Here is a 16,795-nt window from a genome sequence, read left to right as displayed (position 1 = left end):
ACGCCGGTGATCGGCAGCCGTGCGGCTGCTGGTCACCGGCGGTTCCGGGCCTGCGCGGCTGCTGGTCACCGGCGGTTCCGGGCCCGCGCCGCGGTGTTAAGAAGGTCACACCGAAAAAGGGCTCTGGGATTTGTCGTCGGGCGGGGTGCTTGTGTAGAGTTATATCTCGTTGCTCAGGGAAATCTCCACGGGGATGGCCTTGAAAGACAGTGGGCTATGGTGTAATTGGCAGCACGAGTGATTCTGGTTCATTTAGTCTAGGTTCAAGTCCTGGTAGCCCAGCGGACATCATCCGGAGGTCGCTCCAGGTGTGTTGTTCCTAAGCCCCCGTCGTCTAGTGGCCTAGGACGCCGCCCTCTCAAGGCGGTAACGGCAGTTCGAATCTGCTCGGGGGTACGGCAGAGCCCTGCATCGATACGTCGATGTGGGGCTCGCTCTAATTCACGGGTGCTCTCCCGCGGCGGATCCGTCGACGGCCCCATCTGCGACAGACAGCTCTGGGTACATCTCGAGCTGTCTGTCGCAGACCGAGCTCTCGGCCGCAAGGGCCTCAGCGGGCGACGGAGTCGGCGATCCTCTTCGTGTTCTCGGCGGTCTTGATGTTCGAGACGATGAGTTCGAGGACGAGGCGGACTCCGATGACCCACAGTGCCGGGATGATCCAGCCGAAGAGGATCGACAGGATCAGCGGCAGCACATTGAAGCTCGGGCCGTCGGTGAAATAGCTAGCGGCGGAGCCGGCTGCGATGCCCGCGCTGATGCCGGCGACGATGGTGCCCAGGTAGGAGAGCGCGGCGACGATGATCGCGATGATGTAGATGAAGCCCGCCCACTTGACCGCGATGAAGCTGTCGAAGCGGATATCGAACAGCGACTTGAAGAAGCCCTTCTCGCCCGTCGTCGCGCCGTGGGGCTGACCATAGGCGGCTTGAGGATAGCCCTGCGGGTAGGCTGCTCCCGGCTGATAGGGACCGGGCTGAGAATAGGCACCCGGTTGGGAATAGTCCCCTAGCTGCGAATAGGCGCCTGGCTGCGAATAGGCGCCTGGCTGCGAATAGGCGCCTGGCTGGTCGTAGCCCGGGTTCTGCGCCGTCTGGCCCGGCTGGTCGTAGCCCGGGTCCTGCGCCGCCTGGCCCGGCTGGTCGTAGCCGGGGCCCTGTGCCGCCTGGCCGGGCTGATCGTAGTCGGGCTGTGCGGCCCCCGGCTGGTAGGAGCCATGGGCGTTCGGGTCATAGGTGCCCTGCTGGAAGCCGGCCTGCGGATCCTGCATGGTCGGATGCTCCTGTCCCTGGTCGCCGGAGTCGGGCTCCTGGCCGTTCGGGATCGGGTCGGCAGGATTCTGATCCTGTGCCTGGCCGTTGTCCGGGTCGTTCGGGTTCTGCGGTGTCGACATGATCGTCCCTCTCGCGGATTGGATGCAGTCACTGGCAATCTGCCTGTAACCGCAACTTATCAGGGCACCCTTGTGCGAGGAAGGATCGCTGTCAGGCGGAAGGGGGACTCGCGACTCCGTCGGCCGATGGTGAGGCGTTGCCGTCCGGTGCCAGGGAGATGCTCCACTCGACGGTCAGCGTGCCGCCGGGTTCGACGACATCGAAGTCCTCGCCCTCGACGCCGGATGCGAAGGCATTCGGCGGGCAGGTCATCGGCTCGATCGCAATCGCCCGGCGGGCCAGAGCGGCCTCGAGGCCGTCACCGGTGTACACCTGCCACGTTCGGAAACCCGGACCGATGCCGATGACGATCTCGCGGTCATCGGTGCCCCTCACACGCGCCCGCGACCAGCCGTCGACGTCGCGCCTCGGTGCGCTGAAGGAGTCATCGAGCTGCGTGGCGCCGATCGTGCGCAGCGCTCGGAAGTCCTTGCAGACGATGCAGTCGGATTCCTCGACGCCGTGGTCGACGGGGACGACCGTGCCGTCGTCGAAGGGGCGGACGCCGGTCGGGATGAGACGCTCATCGGTCTCGAGCCAGGCCGCGGCAGGAACGACCAGTTGAGCGTCGTCGACTCTATCGCAGGAATCGTCGACTCTGTCGCAGGAATCGTCGACTCTGTCAGAGGAGCCTGCATGCGCGCCGGGTGCGAACCACGGATGGAAGCCGAAGCCGAACGGGGCCCGGTGCGATCCCGTGTTGCGCGCCTCGGCGCGGATCCGCAGGCCGTCGTCGCGAAGGTCGTAAGCCATACTCAGTGCGAACGGGAATGGATGCCCCTGAGTCGGCTCCAGTGCGAGTTCGAGCCTCACCGAGGACTCATCCGCCTCGACCACGGTCCAGTCGGCTTCGGCGACGAGGCCGTGCAGGGCTGTGCGGCGTGCGGGCTCGGTGATCGGCAGCTGATGGCTGCGGCCTTCGAAGTCGTATCGGCCATCGGCGATCCGGTTGGGCCAGGGGGCGAGCACCGCGCCGTCGAAGGTGCCCATCGAAACCACAACCGCACGCTCGCCCACGGTGTAGCGGTGCAGGCTCGCGCCAGTGGGGGAGACGAGCACCGAAGAGTCCTCGCAGATGAGTTCGATGCTGGCAGTCATGCGGCTCCGGAATCGGCGGCGGTTGGGATGTCGGTTCCGAATATCCTACGCCCAGGCCCCGCTGAGGACACCAGGTGTTAGCATTATGATCGAAAATGATCAGTTTTGGGAGGTCTGATGACATCGCCACATCATCGAGCGACACTGTCCGACGGCCGTGAGGTTCTGTTCTTCCAGGACCCGGACTCGTCCGCTCCGGCGATCTTCGACGATCCCCGCCCCGGCGCACCCAGGCCCGACAGCGGCACGCTTCGCTTCGATGCGCTGACCGGCGAATGGGTGGCCGTGGCCACTCATCGGCAGACGCGCACGCATCTGCCCGCTGCTGCCGAGTGCCCGCTGTGTCCCACCTCCGACCACCGTCCCACCGAGATCCCGGCCGCCGACTTCGACGTCGTGGTCTTCGAGAACCGGTTCCCCTCGCTCGGGCCCGACCTCGGCGAGGTCCCTCCGGTCTCGGCCGAGGCTCTGTCCAGCGCTTCGCTGTCGGCGCCGGCCTTCGGTCGCTGCGAAGTCGTCGTCTTCTCCTCCCAGCACGACGGCTCCTTCGCCGGGCTCGGTCGGGTCCGTGCCCGCACCGTCATCGACGCCTGGGCGAACCGGACTGCCGAACTCTCGGCACTGCCCGGCATCGAGCAGGTCTTCGTGTTCGAGAATCGCGGCGAGGAGATCGGTGTGACGATGAACCACCCGCACGGGCAGATCTATGCTTATCCCTATGTCACCCCACACACCGCGATCACGACGGCCAGGGCGCAGCGGCATCGACGCGAGACCGGCAGGCCCCTGATGGGGGACATCCTCTCCTTCGAACGCGATTCGGGGGAGCGGATGGTCCTCGGATCCGAGCACTTCTCCGCCTTCGTGCCCTTCGCCGCGCGCTGGCCGATCGAGGTCCACATCGTCCCCCATCGGCAGGTGGCCGGCCTCGACGAACTCGACGCGGCCGAACGGGATGATCTCGCTCGTGTCTACCCCGAGGTGCTGCAGCGCATCGACGGTCTCTACCCGACGCCCACTCCCTATATCGCGGCCTGGCATCAGGCGCCGGTCAACTGCGAGGACCGGTCGGCCGAATGGATGCATCTCGAGATCACCAGCCCCAGGCGAGCCGAGAACAAGCTCAAGTTCCTCGCCGGATCCGAAGCAGCCATGGGTGCCTTCGTCGGAGACGTCTCGGCCGAGGAGACCGCGGCGAGACTCCGCGCAGTCACCCCTGCTCGAACTGCGGGAGCTTCCGTGCCAGGGTCGGCGACGTCCGCACACGAGCAGGCACAGCGATGAGCGCGGCATCGACCCCGACTGCCGCGAGCCTGGCCGACGAATTCGTCGCGCTGTTCGGCTATCCGCCGCTGGGTTGCTTTCGTGCCCCCGGACGGGTCAACCTCATCGGTGAGCATACGGATTACAACAACGGACTCGTCCTGCCGATCGCCATCGACAGGGCAGTGCATGTGGCCATCGGCCGTCGGCCCCGGAGGCAGACGCATGCCGGGGCTGCCGACGACGTTTGGGAACCGGCGATCGCGGAGCCGCCTCGGTGCGAGGAGAGCATCCGCATCGTCTCCGACCACCGGGACGGCTCCGGTCAGCGGCTGTGCGGCCAGTTCACGGCAGAGGAGCTCGTGCCCGGAGAGCTCCGCGGCTGGCTCAGCCATCCCGCGGGCGTCGTCGACGAGATCGCCAAGACGACAGGCAACGTCATCGGCGGCGTCGACCTCTACATCGAGTCGACCGTGCCCGTCGGAGCCGGACTGTCCTCTTCCCATGCCCTCGAGGTGGCGGTCCTCATCGCCCTCGACGAAGTCTTCGATCTCGGTCTCAGCCACCGGGAGAAGGTGCTGCTGACCCAGCGGGCCGAGAACGACTTCGTCGGCGCACCGACCGGCATCGTCGACCAGGCCGCCTCCATCATGACCGAAGCCGGGCATGCGCTCTTCCTCGACTGCCAAGATCTCAGCATCCGGCACGTCCCCTTCGACCTCGACGCCGAAGGGCTGCGGCTGCTCGTCATCGACACTCGTGTCTCCCACTCCCACAGCGAGAGCGGCTACGGCGACCGGAGACGGACCTGCGAGGAAGCCGCGGGGCTCTTCGGCGTCGAGAGCCTGCGCGAAGTCGACGAGGGAACCGACCTCGGCCGACTCACGGAGGAACAGCGGAAACGGGTGCGGCATGTGATGGGCGAGAACGCCCGCGTCCGGACCACAGTCGAACTCCTGGAAAGTGCCGGCGAACTCCTGGAAGGCGCCGGCGAACGTCTGGAAGGCGCCGGCGAACTCCTGGAAGGCGCCGGCGACAGGATCCGGGGGATCGGCGAGCTCCTGTGCGCCTCCCACGATTCGCTGGCCCGTGACTACGAGGTCTCATGCGCCGAGCTCGACACCGCGGTCGAGGCGGCGATGGCGGCCGGGGCGATCGGTGCCCGGATGATCGGCGGCGGCTTCGGAGGTTCGGCGATCGCCCTCATCGACGCAGACGATGCCGATGTGGTGGGTGCGGCCGTGACCGCGGCGTTCGCCGAGACCGGTTTCGCGGCCCCCGACATCTTCGCCGTCAGCGCCGGCCGCGGCGCCGGCCGAATCGGCTGAGCGCTGTCCGGCGCTGCTCAGGCCTCTCGGGCGCGGAACTTCCCGATCTCAGGCCCCTAGGGTGCTGTCCGGGGCTGCTCAGGCCTCCGGGAGGCGCTAGGCTTCCTGATCGCCGTCCAGCTCCGAAGTCGGCCCCTGAGTGTCGACGATGCGGAGCGGGCGCAGCTTGGCCCAGCCGAGGAAGGCGATCGCTGCGAGGACGAGACCGACACCGGTCCAGAGGTTCGCATCGATTCCGCCGGTCCGCCGAGCCTCGTCGGGGGTGAAGTCGACGAGGCCCGCAATCGCGAGGATGATCCCGAAGATCCCCAGCAGCACTCCGATGAAATTGCGGATGTCGAAGGCGCCCGCAGTCTTGGTCAGTTCGTTCGCATTGCTCATTGTTCTCACTTGCTCCTTCACCCGAAGCTGACGTTGAGGATGATGACCAGCACCAGTGCGAGACCCGCCACGGGCACCGGACGCTTCCAGATCGGCGGCTTCGGTTCGCCCAGATCCTCGAAGTCGGCCTTCGGCGTCTCGGAGTACACGAGCCCGCGCAGCTCATGGGCCGGCTTCGGTGCGGTCCGGAACGTGACGATCACCGAGAGGACGATGTCGACGACGAAGGCCGTGCTGGCGGCCAGGAACGCCGCGCCCTGGCCGGGCAGATCGAAGACCCCGGTCTCGGCGAGGATGAAGACGGCCACGGCCGAGAGCGTGCCTCCGACGAGACCGACCCAACCGGCGGTCGCGCTCATGCGCTTCCAGAACATGCCGAGGATGAACGTCGCGAACAGCGGGGCGTTGAAGAAGCCGAACAGCGTCTGCAGGTAGTCCATCAGGTTGGAGAAGTTGCCGGCGATGAGCGCGGTGAAGATCGCGACGACGCAGGCGCCGATGGTGGCGATGCGGCCGACCTTGAGGTAGTAGTCGTCCTCGCGGTCCTTGACCACGTACTGCTGCCACAGGTCGTAGCTGAAGACCGTGTTGAAGGCGGAGATGTTGGCGGCCATTCCGGCCATGAACGCCGCGAGGAGGCCGGCGATCGCAACTCCCAGCAGTCCGTTGGGCAGGACCTCGCGCATGAGCAGCAGGAGCGCATCGTTGTAGGTCACACCGGTCTGCGCCTGCGCGCTCGCCTCGCCGACGGACGCCGAGATCTGCTTGAACTGCGTCAGCTGGGTCACGAGCACTGCCGCGATCATTCCCGGCACGACGACGATGAACGGGATGAGCATCTTCGGGAAGGCGCCGAGGATCGGCGTCAGCCGCGCGGCGGTGATGCTCTTCGAGGCCATGGCCCGCTGGACCTCGACGAAGTTCGTCGTCCAGTAGCCGAAGGAGAGCACGAACCCGAGACCGAAGACGATCCCGACCACCGAGAGCACGGGGTTGTCGAACCCGGAGAGCTGTTCGCCCGGCCAGCTGCTCAGCTGCTCCGCGCCGAGCATCCCGTCATTGCTCACCTTCTCCACGAGGCCGTCCCACCCGCCGACGCGGTTGAGGCCGATGATCGTCAGCGGCAGCAGCGCCGCGACGATGACGAAGAACTGGAGCACCTCGTTGTAGATCGCAGCGGTCAGCCCGCCGAGCGTGATGTAGGACAGGACGATGGCGGCGGCGACGACGAGGGCGATCCACAGCGGCCAGCCGAGCAGGCGATTGACGATCGTGCCGAGCAGGAAGAGGTTGACGCCGGCGATGAGGATCTGCGCGATCGCAAACGACAGCGCATTGACGAGGTGGGCGCCGGTGCCGAAGCGCTTGCGCATGAACTCCGGCACGGATCTGACCTTCGAACCGTAGTAGAAGGGCATCATGACGACACCGAGGAAGAGCATGGCCGGGACCGCGCCGATCCAGAAATAGTGCATCGTCGGCATGCCGTACTGCGCGCCGGTGGCCGACATCCCCATGATCTCCACGGCGCCGAGGTTGGCCGAGACGAAGGCCAGCGCCGTCACCCAGGCCGGAAGGCTGCGCCCGGAGAGGAGGAACTCGATGCTCGATGAGATCCCGCGCTTGGCGAACCAGCCGATTCCGAGGACGAAGATGAAGTAGATCGCTATGAGCAGATAGTCGATCCACTGCGCGTCCAGGCGGATGTCTTCCACAGTTCCTCCAACAGCTTCGGTGAATGGCCCTTGTGGTGTGAGCCACCTCAAAGCGACACTTTAGAGGACTGAGCGTCTGATCGCCAGTGAGCGAATATGAAAAGTTTTGATCGTTTCGCGATTCTCCGGTGAGGCCGGATCGCCCGAGGCTCAGACGGCTTCGACCTCGACTCCCGCCTCGCGCAGGGCCTCGAGCTCCTTCTTCTCGCTCTTCGAGTCCGTGATCAGGTGCTGGATCTCTTCGATCGGGACCGTGAGCACGGACGAGCGGTGACCGACCTTCGTGTGGTCGACGACGGCGATGACCCGATCGGCGCCGGCGGCCATGGCGCGGTCCGTATCGGCCACGGGGAAGGCCGGAGTCGACAGGCCGAAGTCCGCGGCCAGCCCATTCCCCGACAGGAACACGGTGTCGGCGCGCAGTCCGAGGAGCTGGGAGACGGTGCCGCCGCCGACGAAGGCGCGGATGGAGTGCCTGAGGATGCCCCCGACGACGATGACCTCGTTCTCGGGGGAGGAGACCATGGCCTCGGCGACGAGGAGGGAGTTCGTGACCACTCTCAGGCCCGAGCGGGTGACGAGCTCCTTGGCCAGCAGTTCGGTCGTCGTGCCCGGCCCGAGTGCCACGACATCGCCGTTGCGCACACGTGTGGCCGCAGCGCGGGCGATCGCGGTCTTCTCGGCCAGGGCCTGTTCGAGCTTCTCCGCATAGCTCGATTCGCGAGCGCTCGAGGCCAGCACGGCACCGCCGTGGGTGCGCACGAGGCGGCCCTCATCGGCGAGCTGGTCGAGATCGCGCCGAATCGTCACTGCCGAGGTGTCGAGCTCCTCGGTCAGGGCGGTGATGGAGACGGCGCCGTCTCTCTCGATCGTGTCGAGGATGATATTGCGTCTTTGGGCGGCGATCATGGGGCCATAGTACAGACCGCGGGCGGCGGGGAAGAGGTCCCCGCCGCCCGCGGTCGCGGCCGTGATGTGCCGGAGCTCAGCCGCGCACGAGCGCTTCCGTCAGCGTCCTGGCGGCGTCGATGACGGACTTCGCGTGCAGACGTCCCGGCTGCCGGGTGAGTCGGTCGACCGGTCCGGAGATCGAGACGGCCGCCACCACGCGATTGCTCGGCCCGCGCACGGGCGCCGAGACCGAGGCGACTCCGCGCTCGCGTTCGGCGATCGACTGGGCCCAGCCTCGGCGGCGGACGCCGGAGAGCATGGTCGCGGAGAAGCGTGCACCCCGCAGACCCGTGTGCAGACGGTCGGGCTCCTCCCAGGCCAGCAGCACCTGAGCGGCCGAGCCGGCGCGCATGGACAGGGTCGCCCCGATGGGAACGGAGTCGCGCAGGCCCACGGGCCGTTCGGCCGCGGCCACGCACAGGCGCAGATCGCCCTGGCGGCGGAAGAGCTGCGCGGACTCGCCCGTCTGGTCGCGCAGCTGCCCGAGCACGGGTCCGGCGGCGGCGAGCAGGCGGTCTTCGCCGGCGGCCGAGGACAGCTCGGCCAGGCGCGGCCCCAGGACGAAGCGGCCCTGGAGGTCTCGCCCGACGATACGATGGAATTCGAGGGCGACAGCCAGGCGGTGGGCAGTGGGGCGTGCCAGTCCGGTCAGCGTCACCAGTTCGGCGAGAGAGGCGGGTCCGGCCTCAAGCGCGGAGAGAACCATTGCGGCCTTGTCGATGACCCCGACGCCGCTACCATTGCTTGTCATAGACACCATTGTGCGCGTCTCAGTGGGCGAGATGCAAGTTCGCAATGCGATACGGCCGAGTAGATTCTGACTACGCACTCACTCCAGTGCGCACAAAGCAGTTCACGGACGCACCGAACCTCGGGCGTCAGGTCTACATCGGGTGCGGGGAATCCCCGCACCGGCGGGAGGAACCATGCCACGCACATTGGCCGAGAAGGTCTGGGCCGATCACGTCGTCTCACGAGGTGAAGACGGTGCGCCGGACCTCATCTACATCGACCTCCACCTCGTCCACGAGGTCACGAGCCCGCAGGCCTTCGACGGGCTCCGACTCGCCGGGCGCCCCGTGCGCCGCCCCGACCTCACCATCGCCACCGAGGACCACAACACCCCGACCTGGGACATCGACAAGCCGATCGCCGAGCCCACTTCGCGCACGCAGATCGACACGCTGCGCAGGAACACCGAGGAATTCGGGGTCCGACTGCACAGCCTCGGCGACGCCGATCAGGGCATCGTCCACGTCGTGGGACCGCAGCTGGGACTGACCCAGCCGGGCATGACCGTCGTCTGCGGCGACTCGCACACCTCCACCCACGGGGCCTTCGGAGCTCTCGCTCTGGGCATCGGCACCTCCGAGGTCGAGCACGTGCTCGCCACTCAGACACTCAGCCTCAAGCCCTTCAAGACGATGTCGATCACCGTCGACGGCGACCTGCCCGAGGGTTCGAGCGCGAAGGACATCATCCTCGCCATCATCGCGAAGATCGGCACCGGCGGCGGACAGGGCTACGTCCTCGAATACCGCGGCTCGGCGATCCGTCAGCTGTCCATGGAGGCACGCATGACGATCTGCAATATGTCGATCGAGGCCGGCGCCCGAGCGGGCATGGTCGCCCCTGACGAGACGACCTTCGACTACGTCAAGGGCCGCCCGCACGCTCCGGAGGGCGCGGACTGGGATGCCGCAGTCGAGTACTGGAAGACCCTCTACACCGACGAGGGTGCCGAATTCGACGCCGAGGTGGTCCTCGAGGCCGCCGACATCGAACCCTTCGTCACCTGGGGCACGAACCCCGGACAGGGTCTGCCGCTGTCGGCCTCGGTGCCCAGCCCCGACGACTTCACCGACGAGAACGACAAGACCGCAGCGGCCAACGCTCTGGCCTACATGGGGCTGACCCCGGGCACTCCGCTGCGGGAGATCGCCGTCGACACCGTCTTCCTCGGCTCGTGCACGAACTCGCGCATCGAGGATCTGCGAGCCGCCGCCGAGGTGATCCGCGGTCGGAGGAAAGCCGAGAACGTCCGCTTCATGGTCGTCCCCGGATCCGCGAAGGTCCGCCTCCAGGCCGAGGACGAGGGCCTCGACCGGATCTTCAAGGACTTCGGCGGCGAATGGCGCTTCGCCGGCTGCTCGATGTGCCTGGGCATGAACCCCGACCAGCTGGCCGAAGGCGAACGCTGCGCCTCGACCTCGAACCGCAACTTCGAGGGCCGTCAGGGCAAGGGCGGACGCACCCACCTCGTCTCCCCGCTCGTGGCCGCGGCCACCGCGGTGCGAGGAACCCTGTCCTCACCCGGCGACGTCGCCGATCTGCCGCGGGATGCCGAACCCGTGGAATGGGCCGACGAGCGTCTCAGCCTCAATCTGACACCCGTCTCGGCGAACGACTGAACCAGGAGGACGAGCCATGGAAGCTTTCAGCACCCACACCGGCGTCGGCGTTCCTCTGCGCCGCTCCAATATCGACACCGACCAGATCATCCCCGCGAAGTTCCTCAAGCGGGTCACTCGCACCGGCTTCGAAGACGCGCTCTTCTACCGGTGGCGGTCCAATGACGACTTCGTGCTCAACGACCCCGACTACTCAGCCGGCTCCGTGCTCGTGGCCGGACCGGACTTCGGCACGGGGTCCTCGCGTGAGCATGCCGTCTGGGCGCTCAAGGACTTCGGCTTCCGCGTCGTGCTGTCCTCGCGCTTCGGCGACATCTTCCGCGGCAACTCCGGCAAGGAGGGGCTGCTGGCCGCGCAGCTGAGCCAAGACGACATCGAGCTGATCTGGAAGATCCTCGAGAACCATCCCGGCACCTCGATCACCGTCGATCTGAACGAGAAGACCGTGACCTGCGATACGGTCACCGTGCCCTTCCAGATCGACGACTACACGCGCTGGCGCCTGCTCGAAGGCCACGACGACATCAGTCTCACCCTGGCCAAGGAGGATGAGATCGTCACCTACGAGTCCTCGCGCTTCGGCTTCAAGCCGAAGACCCTGCCGGCGAAGGTCTGAGACCCTCCGAGGCGGCTCCGGGACACGGAACGGCCCTGCCCGGGGCTGCTCCCACTGACCCCGTCGAATCGGTGGGAGCCGACCTTCTGCGATAGTCTTAGACGGTGCCCGGACCGCCGTTCGGACACCGTCTCCGGGCATCGCAGTGCCCGGATCCGATCGTCGGAGTCAGGGAGGAACATGCTCGAAGTACGTGGGGGAAACCCGCTGGACGGCACCGTCCGAGTCCGCGGCGCCAAGAACCTGGTGCCCAAGGCGATGGTCGCCTCTCTGCTGGGAGAGACCCCGTCCGTGCTCCGGGGCGTCCCCAAGATCCGCGACGTCGAGATCGTCACCGGACTGCTCGAACTCCACGGTGTGCGGGTCAGCTCCGCCCCCGACGGGGACCAGCCCGATGGAGAACTCCATCTCGATCCTGCCGATGTCGCACAGGGATCGATCGTCGACATCGACGCCCACGCCGGGTCCTCGCGCATCCCGATCCTGTTCTGCGGGCCGCTGCTGCACAGTCTCGGGCAGGCCTTCATCCCCGACCTCGGCGGCTGCCACATCGGGGATCGCCCCATCAATTTCCATCTCGATGTGCTCCGCCAGTTCGGTGCCGAGGTCGACAAGACTCCCGGCGGCATCATGCTCAAGGCCACCAGCCGCCTGCAGGGCACGAAGGTGGAACTGCCCTATCCTTCGGTCGGAGCCACCGAACAGGTGCTGCTGACAGCCGTACGCGCCGAGGGCGTGACCGAGCTGCGCAATGCGGCCATCGAACCCGAGATCATGGATCTCATCGCGCTGCTGCAGAAGATGGGCGCGATCATCACCGTCGACACCGACCGCGTGGTCCGCATCGAGGGTGTGGACACCCTGCGCGGCTTCATCCACCGGGCTCTGCCCGATCGCAATGAGACCGCCTCCTGGGCCTCGGCGGCGCTGGCCACCGGCGGAGACATCTTCGTCGCCGGCGCCAGCCAGCCCGAACTCATCACCTTCCTCAACATCTTCCGCAAGATCGGCGGCGAGTTCGACGTCCAGGAATCCGGCATCCGCTTCCGCCACCCCGGGGGCAAGCTCAAGTCCTTCGCCCTCGAGACCGATGTCCACCCGGGCTTCATGACCGACTGGCAGCAGCCGCTGGTGGTGGCGATGACCCAGGCCGAGGGGCTGTCGATCATCCACGAGACCGTCTACGAGAACCGCTTCGGCTTCACCGATGCGCTGCGCTCCATGGGGGCGAAGATCCAGCTCTACCGCGAATGCCTGGGCGGCACCCCCTGCCGCTTCGGACGCCGCAACTACCTGCACTCGGCCGTGGTGTCCGGGCCGACTGCGCTCAAGGGCACCCGCATCGACGTGCCGGACCTGCGCGGCGGCTTCAGCCACCTGATCGCGGCGCTGGCCGCGCAGGGCACGAGCGAAGTCCACGGCATCGAGCTGATCAACCGCGGCTACGAGAACTTCCTCGACAAGCTCGTCGGTCTCGGCGCCGAGGTGACCGCATGAGGGCCGTACCCTCACCCGGGGCAGGCTCCGAGTCGAAACCCCTGGTCGCCTTCGATCCCGCCTCGGTGCGTTCGCAGAACCGGGCGGGCACGGTCGCGGCGACAGCGGCCTATGGGCTCATGCGCACGGCCACGAAGATGACCGTCCGCGGCCTCGAGCATCTCCCGCCGCAGGGCACCGGGATCATCGTCGCGGCCTACCACGCGAACCACCTCGATCCGATCCTCGTGGGCCTGGCACTCAAGCGCAACGGGCGGATGCCGCACTTCCTCGCGAAGTCCACCCTGTTCTCAGGGGCTCTCGGCGTCATCCTCAAACGCATCGGACAGATCCCCGTGCTGCGTGCCTCGGCGCAGGCCGGGGACTCCCTGGCCTATGCGAAACAGGCCCTGGCCAAGGGGCAGACCGTCGTCATCTACCCCGAGGGCACTCTGACGAAGGACCCGGAGCTGTGGCCCCAGCATTTCAAGACCGGCACCGCGCGGTTGGCCCTGGAGACCGGGGCTCCGATCATCCCCGCCGCCCACTGGGGCCTGAACACGATCTTTCCGCGGGGGCAGAAGCGCCTGCGCTTCCGACCGTGGAGCCACGATTCGACCGTGGTCTTCGGACCCCCGGTCGACTACTCCGACCTCTGGGCCCACCGGGAGGAGAGGGCGACCATGGGAGAGCTGTCCCAAAGGCTGAAGAGCACGATCGCCGCGATGGTCGCCGACCTCTCCGGCCGTGAGCTGCCGCAGCGTTTCGAACAGAAGGAGACGGGTGAATGAGTGTGGACAGGATCGCAGTCCTCGGCGCCGGTTCGTGGGGGACGACCTACGCCGCCGTCATCGCCGACGCCGGGTTCCCCGTCATCCTCTGGGCCCGCCGACCCGAGGTCGCCGCGGAGATCAACTCCTCACACACCAATGAGCGCTACCTCGGTGAGCGCGTCCTGCCCGAGGGTCTGAGCGCCACCGACGACGACATCGCCGCCGTGACCGACGCCGAGGTGATCGTGCTGGCCGTGCCCGCGCAGACTCTGCGTGAGAATCTCTCGAGATGGAAGCCGCACCTGCGCCCCGGGGTCAGACTCGTGAGCCTGATGAAGGGCATCGAGGTCGACACCGGCAAACGCATGTCCGAGGTCATCGCCGAGGTCGCCGAGGTCCCCGAGGGACAGATCGCCGTCGTCTCCGGCCCGAACCTGGCTCGCGAGATCGCCGACCGGCAGCCCACCGCCACCGTCGTCGCCTCCTCCGACATCAGCACCGCCGAGGCGGTCGCCGAGATCAGTGCGAACGGCTACTTCCGCCCGTATACGAACACCGACGTCGTCGGGGTCGAGGTCGGCGGAGCGATCAAGAACATCATCGCGCTGTCCGTGGGCATCGCCGACGGACAGAAGCTCGGTGACAACTCGAAGGCCTCGATCATCACCCGGGGATTGGCCGAGACCTCCCGCCTGGCCGCGGCGATGGGAGCCGAGGCGCACACTCTGTCGGGACTCGCCGGGCTCGGCGATCTCGTCGCCACCTGTGCCTCCCCGCTCTCGCGCAATCGCACCTTCGGGCGCCACCTCGGTGAGGGCATGAGCCTCGAGGACGTCATCGCCCACACCTCGCAGACGGCAGAGGGCGTGAAATCGGCCCCGGCGGTCCTCGCCCTCGGCCGCCGCTTCGGTGTCGATCTGCCGATCACGGAAGCGGTGTGCGCGGTGCTCTCCGGTCGGCTGCGGGTTGACGAACTCGCCGGATTGCTGTTGTCTCGGAAGCGTAAGCACGAAGGGCCACCGGCTTAAGGAGCATCCATGAGCGCCAACTCACCGTTCTTCAACCTTCCCGAACTTCCGACCTTCACCCTGACCAGCACCGACATCGAGGACGGCGGCGTGCTCAGCGGCCCCCAGCTCTCGGGTGCCATGGGCATCGACGGGGGCGAGGACAAGTCGCCGCAGCTGAGCTGGTCGGGCTTCCCGGCCGAGACCAAGGCCTTCGCGGTGACCTGCTATGACCCCGATGCCCCGACAGGATCGGGTTTCTGGCATTGGGTCGTCACCGACCTCGACGCCTCGACCACGAGCCTTGAGGCCAACGCCGGGGACCCGGCGGCCGACCTGCTGCCGTCCGGTGCCGTGACCCTGCGCAACGATGCCGGCGAACCCCGCTTCGTCGGTGCCGCCCCACCGGCCGGCCATGGCCCGCACCGCTACTTCTTCATCGTCACGGCCCTCGCCGAGCCCCTGGGCGTCGACGAATCCGCCTCACCCGCCTTCGCCGGCTTCAACATGTTCTTCAAGGGCATCGGACGGGCGTGGCTGGAGTGCACCTACGAGGCCGAGTGAGCTAGAGTTCTTCCGTCCGCGCACACGCTTCAGGCGGTGCGCACCCCGTGTCCGGTCCCAGTTCGCGGGAGTTTCGCACAGCAAGGAAACGCATGGCAGACAACGATCACCGGCCCCTCGTCGCAGTCCTCTTCGGCGGCCGTTCGAGCGAGCATTCGGTCAGCTGCGTCACCGCGGCCGGAGTGATCGGCGCCATCGATGCGCAGGCCTTCGACGTCCTGCCGATCGGCATCACGAAGACCGGCGTGTGGCGGGTCGTCGAGGACTGGGCGAGCATGCGCTTCGATCCGGACGCCATGCCGGAGGTCACCGACAACGGCACCGAGGTGATCCCGCCGATCTCCGCCGACGGGGCACCGCTGCTGCAGCGGGACGCCGAGGGCGCCTGTACGGAGCTCGGTGCCGTGGACGTCTACTTCCCGCTCCTGCACGGTCGCTTCGGCGAGGACGGGACCGTGCAGGGGCTGTTCGAACTCAGCGACACCGCATTCGTCGGCTCCGGGGTCTTCTCCTCGGCCGCGAGCATGGACAAGCACTATACGAAGTCCCTCATGGCCCAGGCCGGCATCCCGACCTGCCCCTGGGAGCTCGTCACCGAGACGATGTGGGAGACCGACCGCGCCTCGGTCGAATCCCGCGTGGCCGAACTCGGCCTGCCCGTGTTCGTCAAGCCGGCCCGAGCCGGTTCCTCGATGGGTGTGAGCCGGGTCGCCGAGGCCGCCGAACTCGAGGCGGCGCTGGCCGGGGCCTTCGCCCACGACTCCAAGGCCATCGTCGAACCGCAGGTGATCGGCCGTGAGGTCGAATGCGCCGTACTCGGATCGCTGTACGACGCCACGCTGCGCACGTCCTCACCGGGGGAGATCAGCGTCAGCGGCGACCACGCGTTCTACGACTTCGATGCCAAGTACCTCGACCTGGCCGACGCCGAGGTGACGTGCCCGGCCGTCCTCGACGAGGCGACGACGGCACGCGTTCAGGAACTGGCCGCCTCGGTGTTCCGCCTCTTCGACTGCACCGGCCTGGCCCGCGTCGACACCTTCGTCACGGACACCGGCGAGGTGCTCATCAACGAACTCAACACCCTGCCCGGGTTCACCCCCACCTCGGCGTATCCGTTCATGTGGGCGCAGTCCGGACTCGAGTACTCCGAGCTCATCAGCGAGCTCATCTCCATCGCCCTGGTCGATCACGCCCGCGCGAAGTGAGCGGGCCGGCGCCGGGGCGGTCGGCCACCTCAGCCCTCGAGGTCCTCGGAGCCCACGCACTCGGTCTCGGGCTTGATCTTCGCCAGCGCCGGTGAGACCGCGGCGAGCACGTCATTGCCGGACTCGGCCTTCCGGTTGACGAGCACCTCGACGGCCGGTGTGCGACCGTAGCTGGTGAACTTCCAGGTCGTGTCGTCGTCATCGGCCGGCTGCGAGATCCAATCGACGCCGCTCACGCTCACGCAGCGATCGGTCGTCGGCCCGGGCGGGGTCACGCCGCAGCGCAGCACCGCGATGTTCGGATCACCCCAGGCCTTCGTGCCCTGCGAGGACGTGGTGCGCGCCTGCTCACCGGAGATCTGATCGGGCAGAGTGAGCATGATGTCCGCGCACTTCGGATTGGCCGCGTCCTTGGCCGGTTCGACGATCACCGTGCGTTCGCAGCCGGCCAGGCTGACCCCTGCGAGCACGGCGGCGACGGAGGCCAGGGCGAGAGTGCGACGGCGTTGCGGCGACCGCTCGCGGCGGCGCGTCGAGGCAGGACGAGATCTCATACAACTACCGTATCTCC

At 67.4% G+C, this 16,795-nt stretch carries 16 protein-coding genes and 2 tRNA genes; 11 read left to right on the top strand and 7 right to left on the bottom strand.

From position 1 onward, the window contains the following. Nucleotides 1–210 precede the first annotated feature (210 nt). Both IHE57_RS04780 and IHE57_RS04775 read left to right on the top strand, forming a co-directional pair. Nucleotides 211–282, top strand: a tRNA-Gln gene (locus tag IHE57_RS04780). A 41-nt stretch (nt 283–323) separates the two neighbouring features. Then, nucleotides 324–396, top strand: a tRNA-Glu gene (locus IHE57_RS04775). 154 nt (nt 397–550) lie between these two features. Here IHE57_RS04775 and IHE57_RS04770 read toward each other — a convergent pair. Further along, on the bottom strand, nt 551–1,393 hold the full coding sequence (locus tag IHE57_RS04770) for a DUF4282 domain-containing protein (protein ID WP_209371223.1): 843 nt from the start codon (nt 1,391–1,393) through the stop codon (nt 551–553). 91 nt (nt 1,394–1,484) lie between these two features. Beyond that, the gene (locus IHE57_RS04765) at nt 1,485–2,531 is read right to left on the bottom strand and encodes an aldose 1-epimerase family protein (RefSeq protein ID WP_209371221.1); all 1,047 of its coding nucleotides are present in this window, start codon (nt 2,529–2,531) and stop codon (nt 1,485–1,487) included. Between the two features lie 117 nt (nt 2,532–2,648). On the opposite strand from IHE57_RS04765, the gene galT reads away from it, so the two are divergent. Together galT and galK are read left to right on the top strand one after the other, a co-directional pair. Then, nucleotides 2,649–3,815 (top strand): galactose-1-phosphate uridylyltransferase, encoded by a 1,167-nt coding sequence (gene galT / locus IHE57_RS04760; protein WP_209371219.1) that lies wholly within the window; start codon nt 2,649–2,651, stop codon nt 3,813–3,815. Further along, the gene (gene galK, locus IHE57_RS04755; RefSeq protein WP_209371217.1) at nt 3,812–5,122 is read left to right on the top strand and encodes a galactokinase; all 1,311 of its coding nucleotides are present in this window, start codon (nt 3,812–3,814) and stop codon (nt 5,120–5,122) included. Before galT ends, galK begins: the two co-directional genes overlap by 4 nt. 96 nt (nt 5,123–5,218) lie before the next feature. Here galK and IHE57_RS04750 read toward each other — a convergent pair whose 3' ends face one another. The 4 genes from IHE57_RS04750 to IHE57_RS04735 form a co-directional block, all read right to left on the bottom strand. Further along, on the bottom strand, nt 5,219–5,503 hold the full coding sequence (locus tag IHE57_RS04750; protein WP_209371215.1) for a hypothetical protein: 285 nt from the start codon (nt 5,501–5,503) through the stop codon (nt 5,219–5,221). Between the two features lie 17 nt (nt 5,504–5,520). Next, complete coding sequence (locus IHE57_RS04745) at nt 5,521–7,218, bottom strand: sodium:solute symporter family protein (protein ID WP_209323333.1); 1,698 nt, start codon at nt 7,216–7,218, stop codon at nt 5,521–5,523. Between the two features lie 150 nt (nt 7,219–7,368). After that, entirely contained in the window at nt 7,369–8,127 is a 759-nt protein-coding gene (locus tag IHE57_RS04740; RefSeq protein ID WP_209371213.1) for a DeoR/GlpR family DNA-binding transcription regulator, read from the bottom strand. Between the two features lie 76 nt (nt 8,128–8,203). Next, entirely contained in the window at nt 8,204–8,920 is a 717-nt protein-coding gene (locus IHE57_RS04735; RefSeq protein WP_166972796.1) for an IclR family transcriptional regulator, read from the bottom strand. A 175-nt stretch (nt 8,921–9,095) separates the two neighbouring features. Here IHE57_RS04735 and leuC point away from each other — a divergent pair, with 175 nt between their 5' ends. The 7 genes from leuC (at nt 9,096) to IHE57_RS04700 (ending at nt 16,224) form a co-directional block, all read left to right on the top strand. Next, nucleotides 9,096–10,580, top strand: a complete 1,485-nt coding sequence (gene leuC, locus IHE57_RS04730; protein ID WP_209371205.1) for a 3-isopropylmalate dehydratase large subunit — start codon at nt 9,096–9,098, stop codon at nt 10,578–10,580. A gap of 16 nt (nt 10,581–10,596) precedes the next feature. Next, entirely contained in the window at nt 10,597–11,196 is a 600-nt protein-coding gene (gene leuD / locus IHE57_RS04725) for a 3-isopropylmalate dehydratase small subunit (RefSeq protein ID WP_209371203.1), read from the top strand. 180 nt (nt 11,197–11,376) lie between these two features. Further along, the gene (gene murA / locus IHE57_RS04720; RefSeq protein WP_209323329.1) at nt 11,377–12,693 is read left to right on the top strand and encodes a UDP-N-acetylglucosamine 1-carboxyvinyltransferase; all 1,317 of its coding nucleotides are present in this window, start codon (nt 11,377–11,379) and stop codon (nt 12,691–12,693) included. Then, nucleotides 12,690–13,463: a lysophospholipid acyltransferase family protein gene (locus IHE57_RS04715; protein ID WP_209371201.1), complete on the top strand. Its 774-nt coding sequence runs from the start codon at nt 12,690–12,692 to the stop codon at nt 13,461–13,463. Before murA ends, IHE57_RS04715 begins: the two co-directional genes overlap by 4 nt. Continuing rightward, entirely contained in the window at nt 13,460–14,473 is a 1,014-nt protein-coding gene (locus IHE57_RS04710) for an NAD(P)H-dependent glycerol-3-phosphate dehydrogenase (RefSeq protein ID WP_209371199.1), read from the top strand. Before IHE57_RS04715 ends, IHE57_RS04710 begins: the two co-directional genes overlap by 4 nt. A 9-nt stretch (nt 14,474–14,482) precedes the next feature. After that, nucleotides 14,483–15,016 (top strand): YbhB/YbcL family Raf kinase inhibitor-like protein, encoded by a 534-nt coding sequence (locus IHE57_RS04705; protein WP_209371197.1) that lies wholly within the window; start codon nt 14,483–14,485, stop codon nt 15,014–15,016. A 92-nt stretch (nt 15,017–15,108) separates the two neighbouring features. Then, nucleotides 15,109–16,224, top strand: a complete 1,116-nt coding sequence (locus tag IHE57_RS04700) for a D-alanine--D-alanine ligase family protein (protein WP_209371195.1) — start codon at nt 15,109–15,111, stop codon at nt 16,222–16,224. A gap of 29 nt (nt 16,225–16,253) precedes the next feature. Here the strand turns inward: IHE57_RS04700 and IHE57_RS04695 are convergent, their stop codons facing one another. Then, on the bottom strand, nt 16,254–16,778 hold the full coding sequence (locus IHE57_RS04695) for a DUF3515 domain-containing protein (protein ID WP_209323324.1): 525 nt from the start codon (nt 16,776–16,778) through the stop codon (nt 16,254–16,256). Between the last annotated feature and the right edge of the window lie 17 nt (nt 16,779–16,795).

Origin of the sequence: Brevibacterium renqingii, from assembly GCF_017808105.1 — a bacterium.
In the GTDB taxonomy this organism is placed as follows: Bacteria; Actinomycetota; Actinomycetes; order Actinomycetales; family Brevibacteriaceae; genus Brevibacterium; species Brevibacterium renqingii.
The sequence above is the reverse complement of the archived record's forward strand: the minus strand, read 5'-3'. Positions and strand labels throughout refer to the sequence as shown.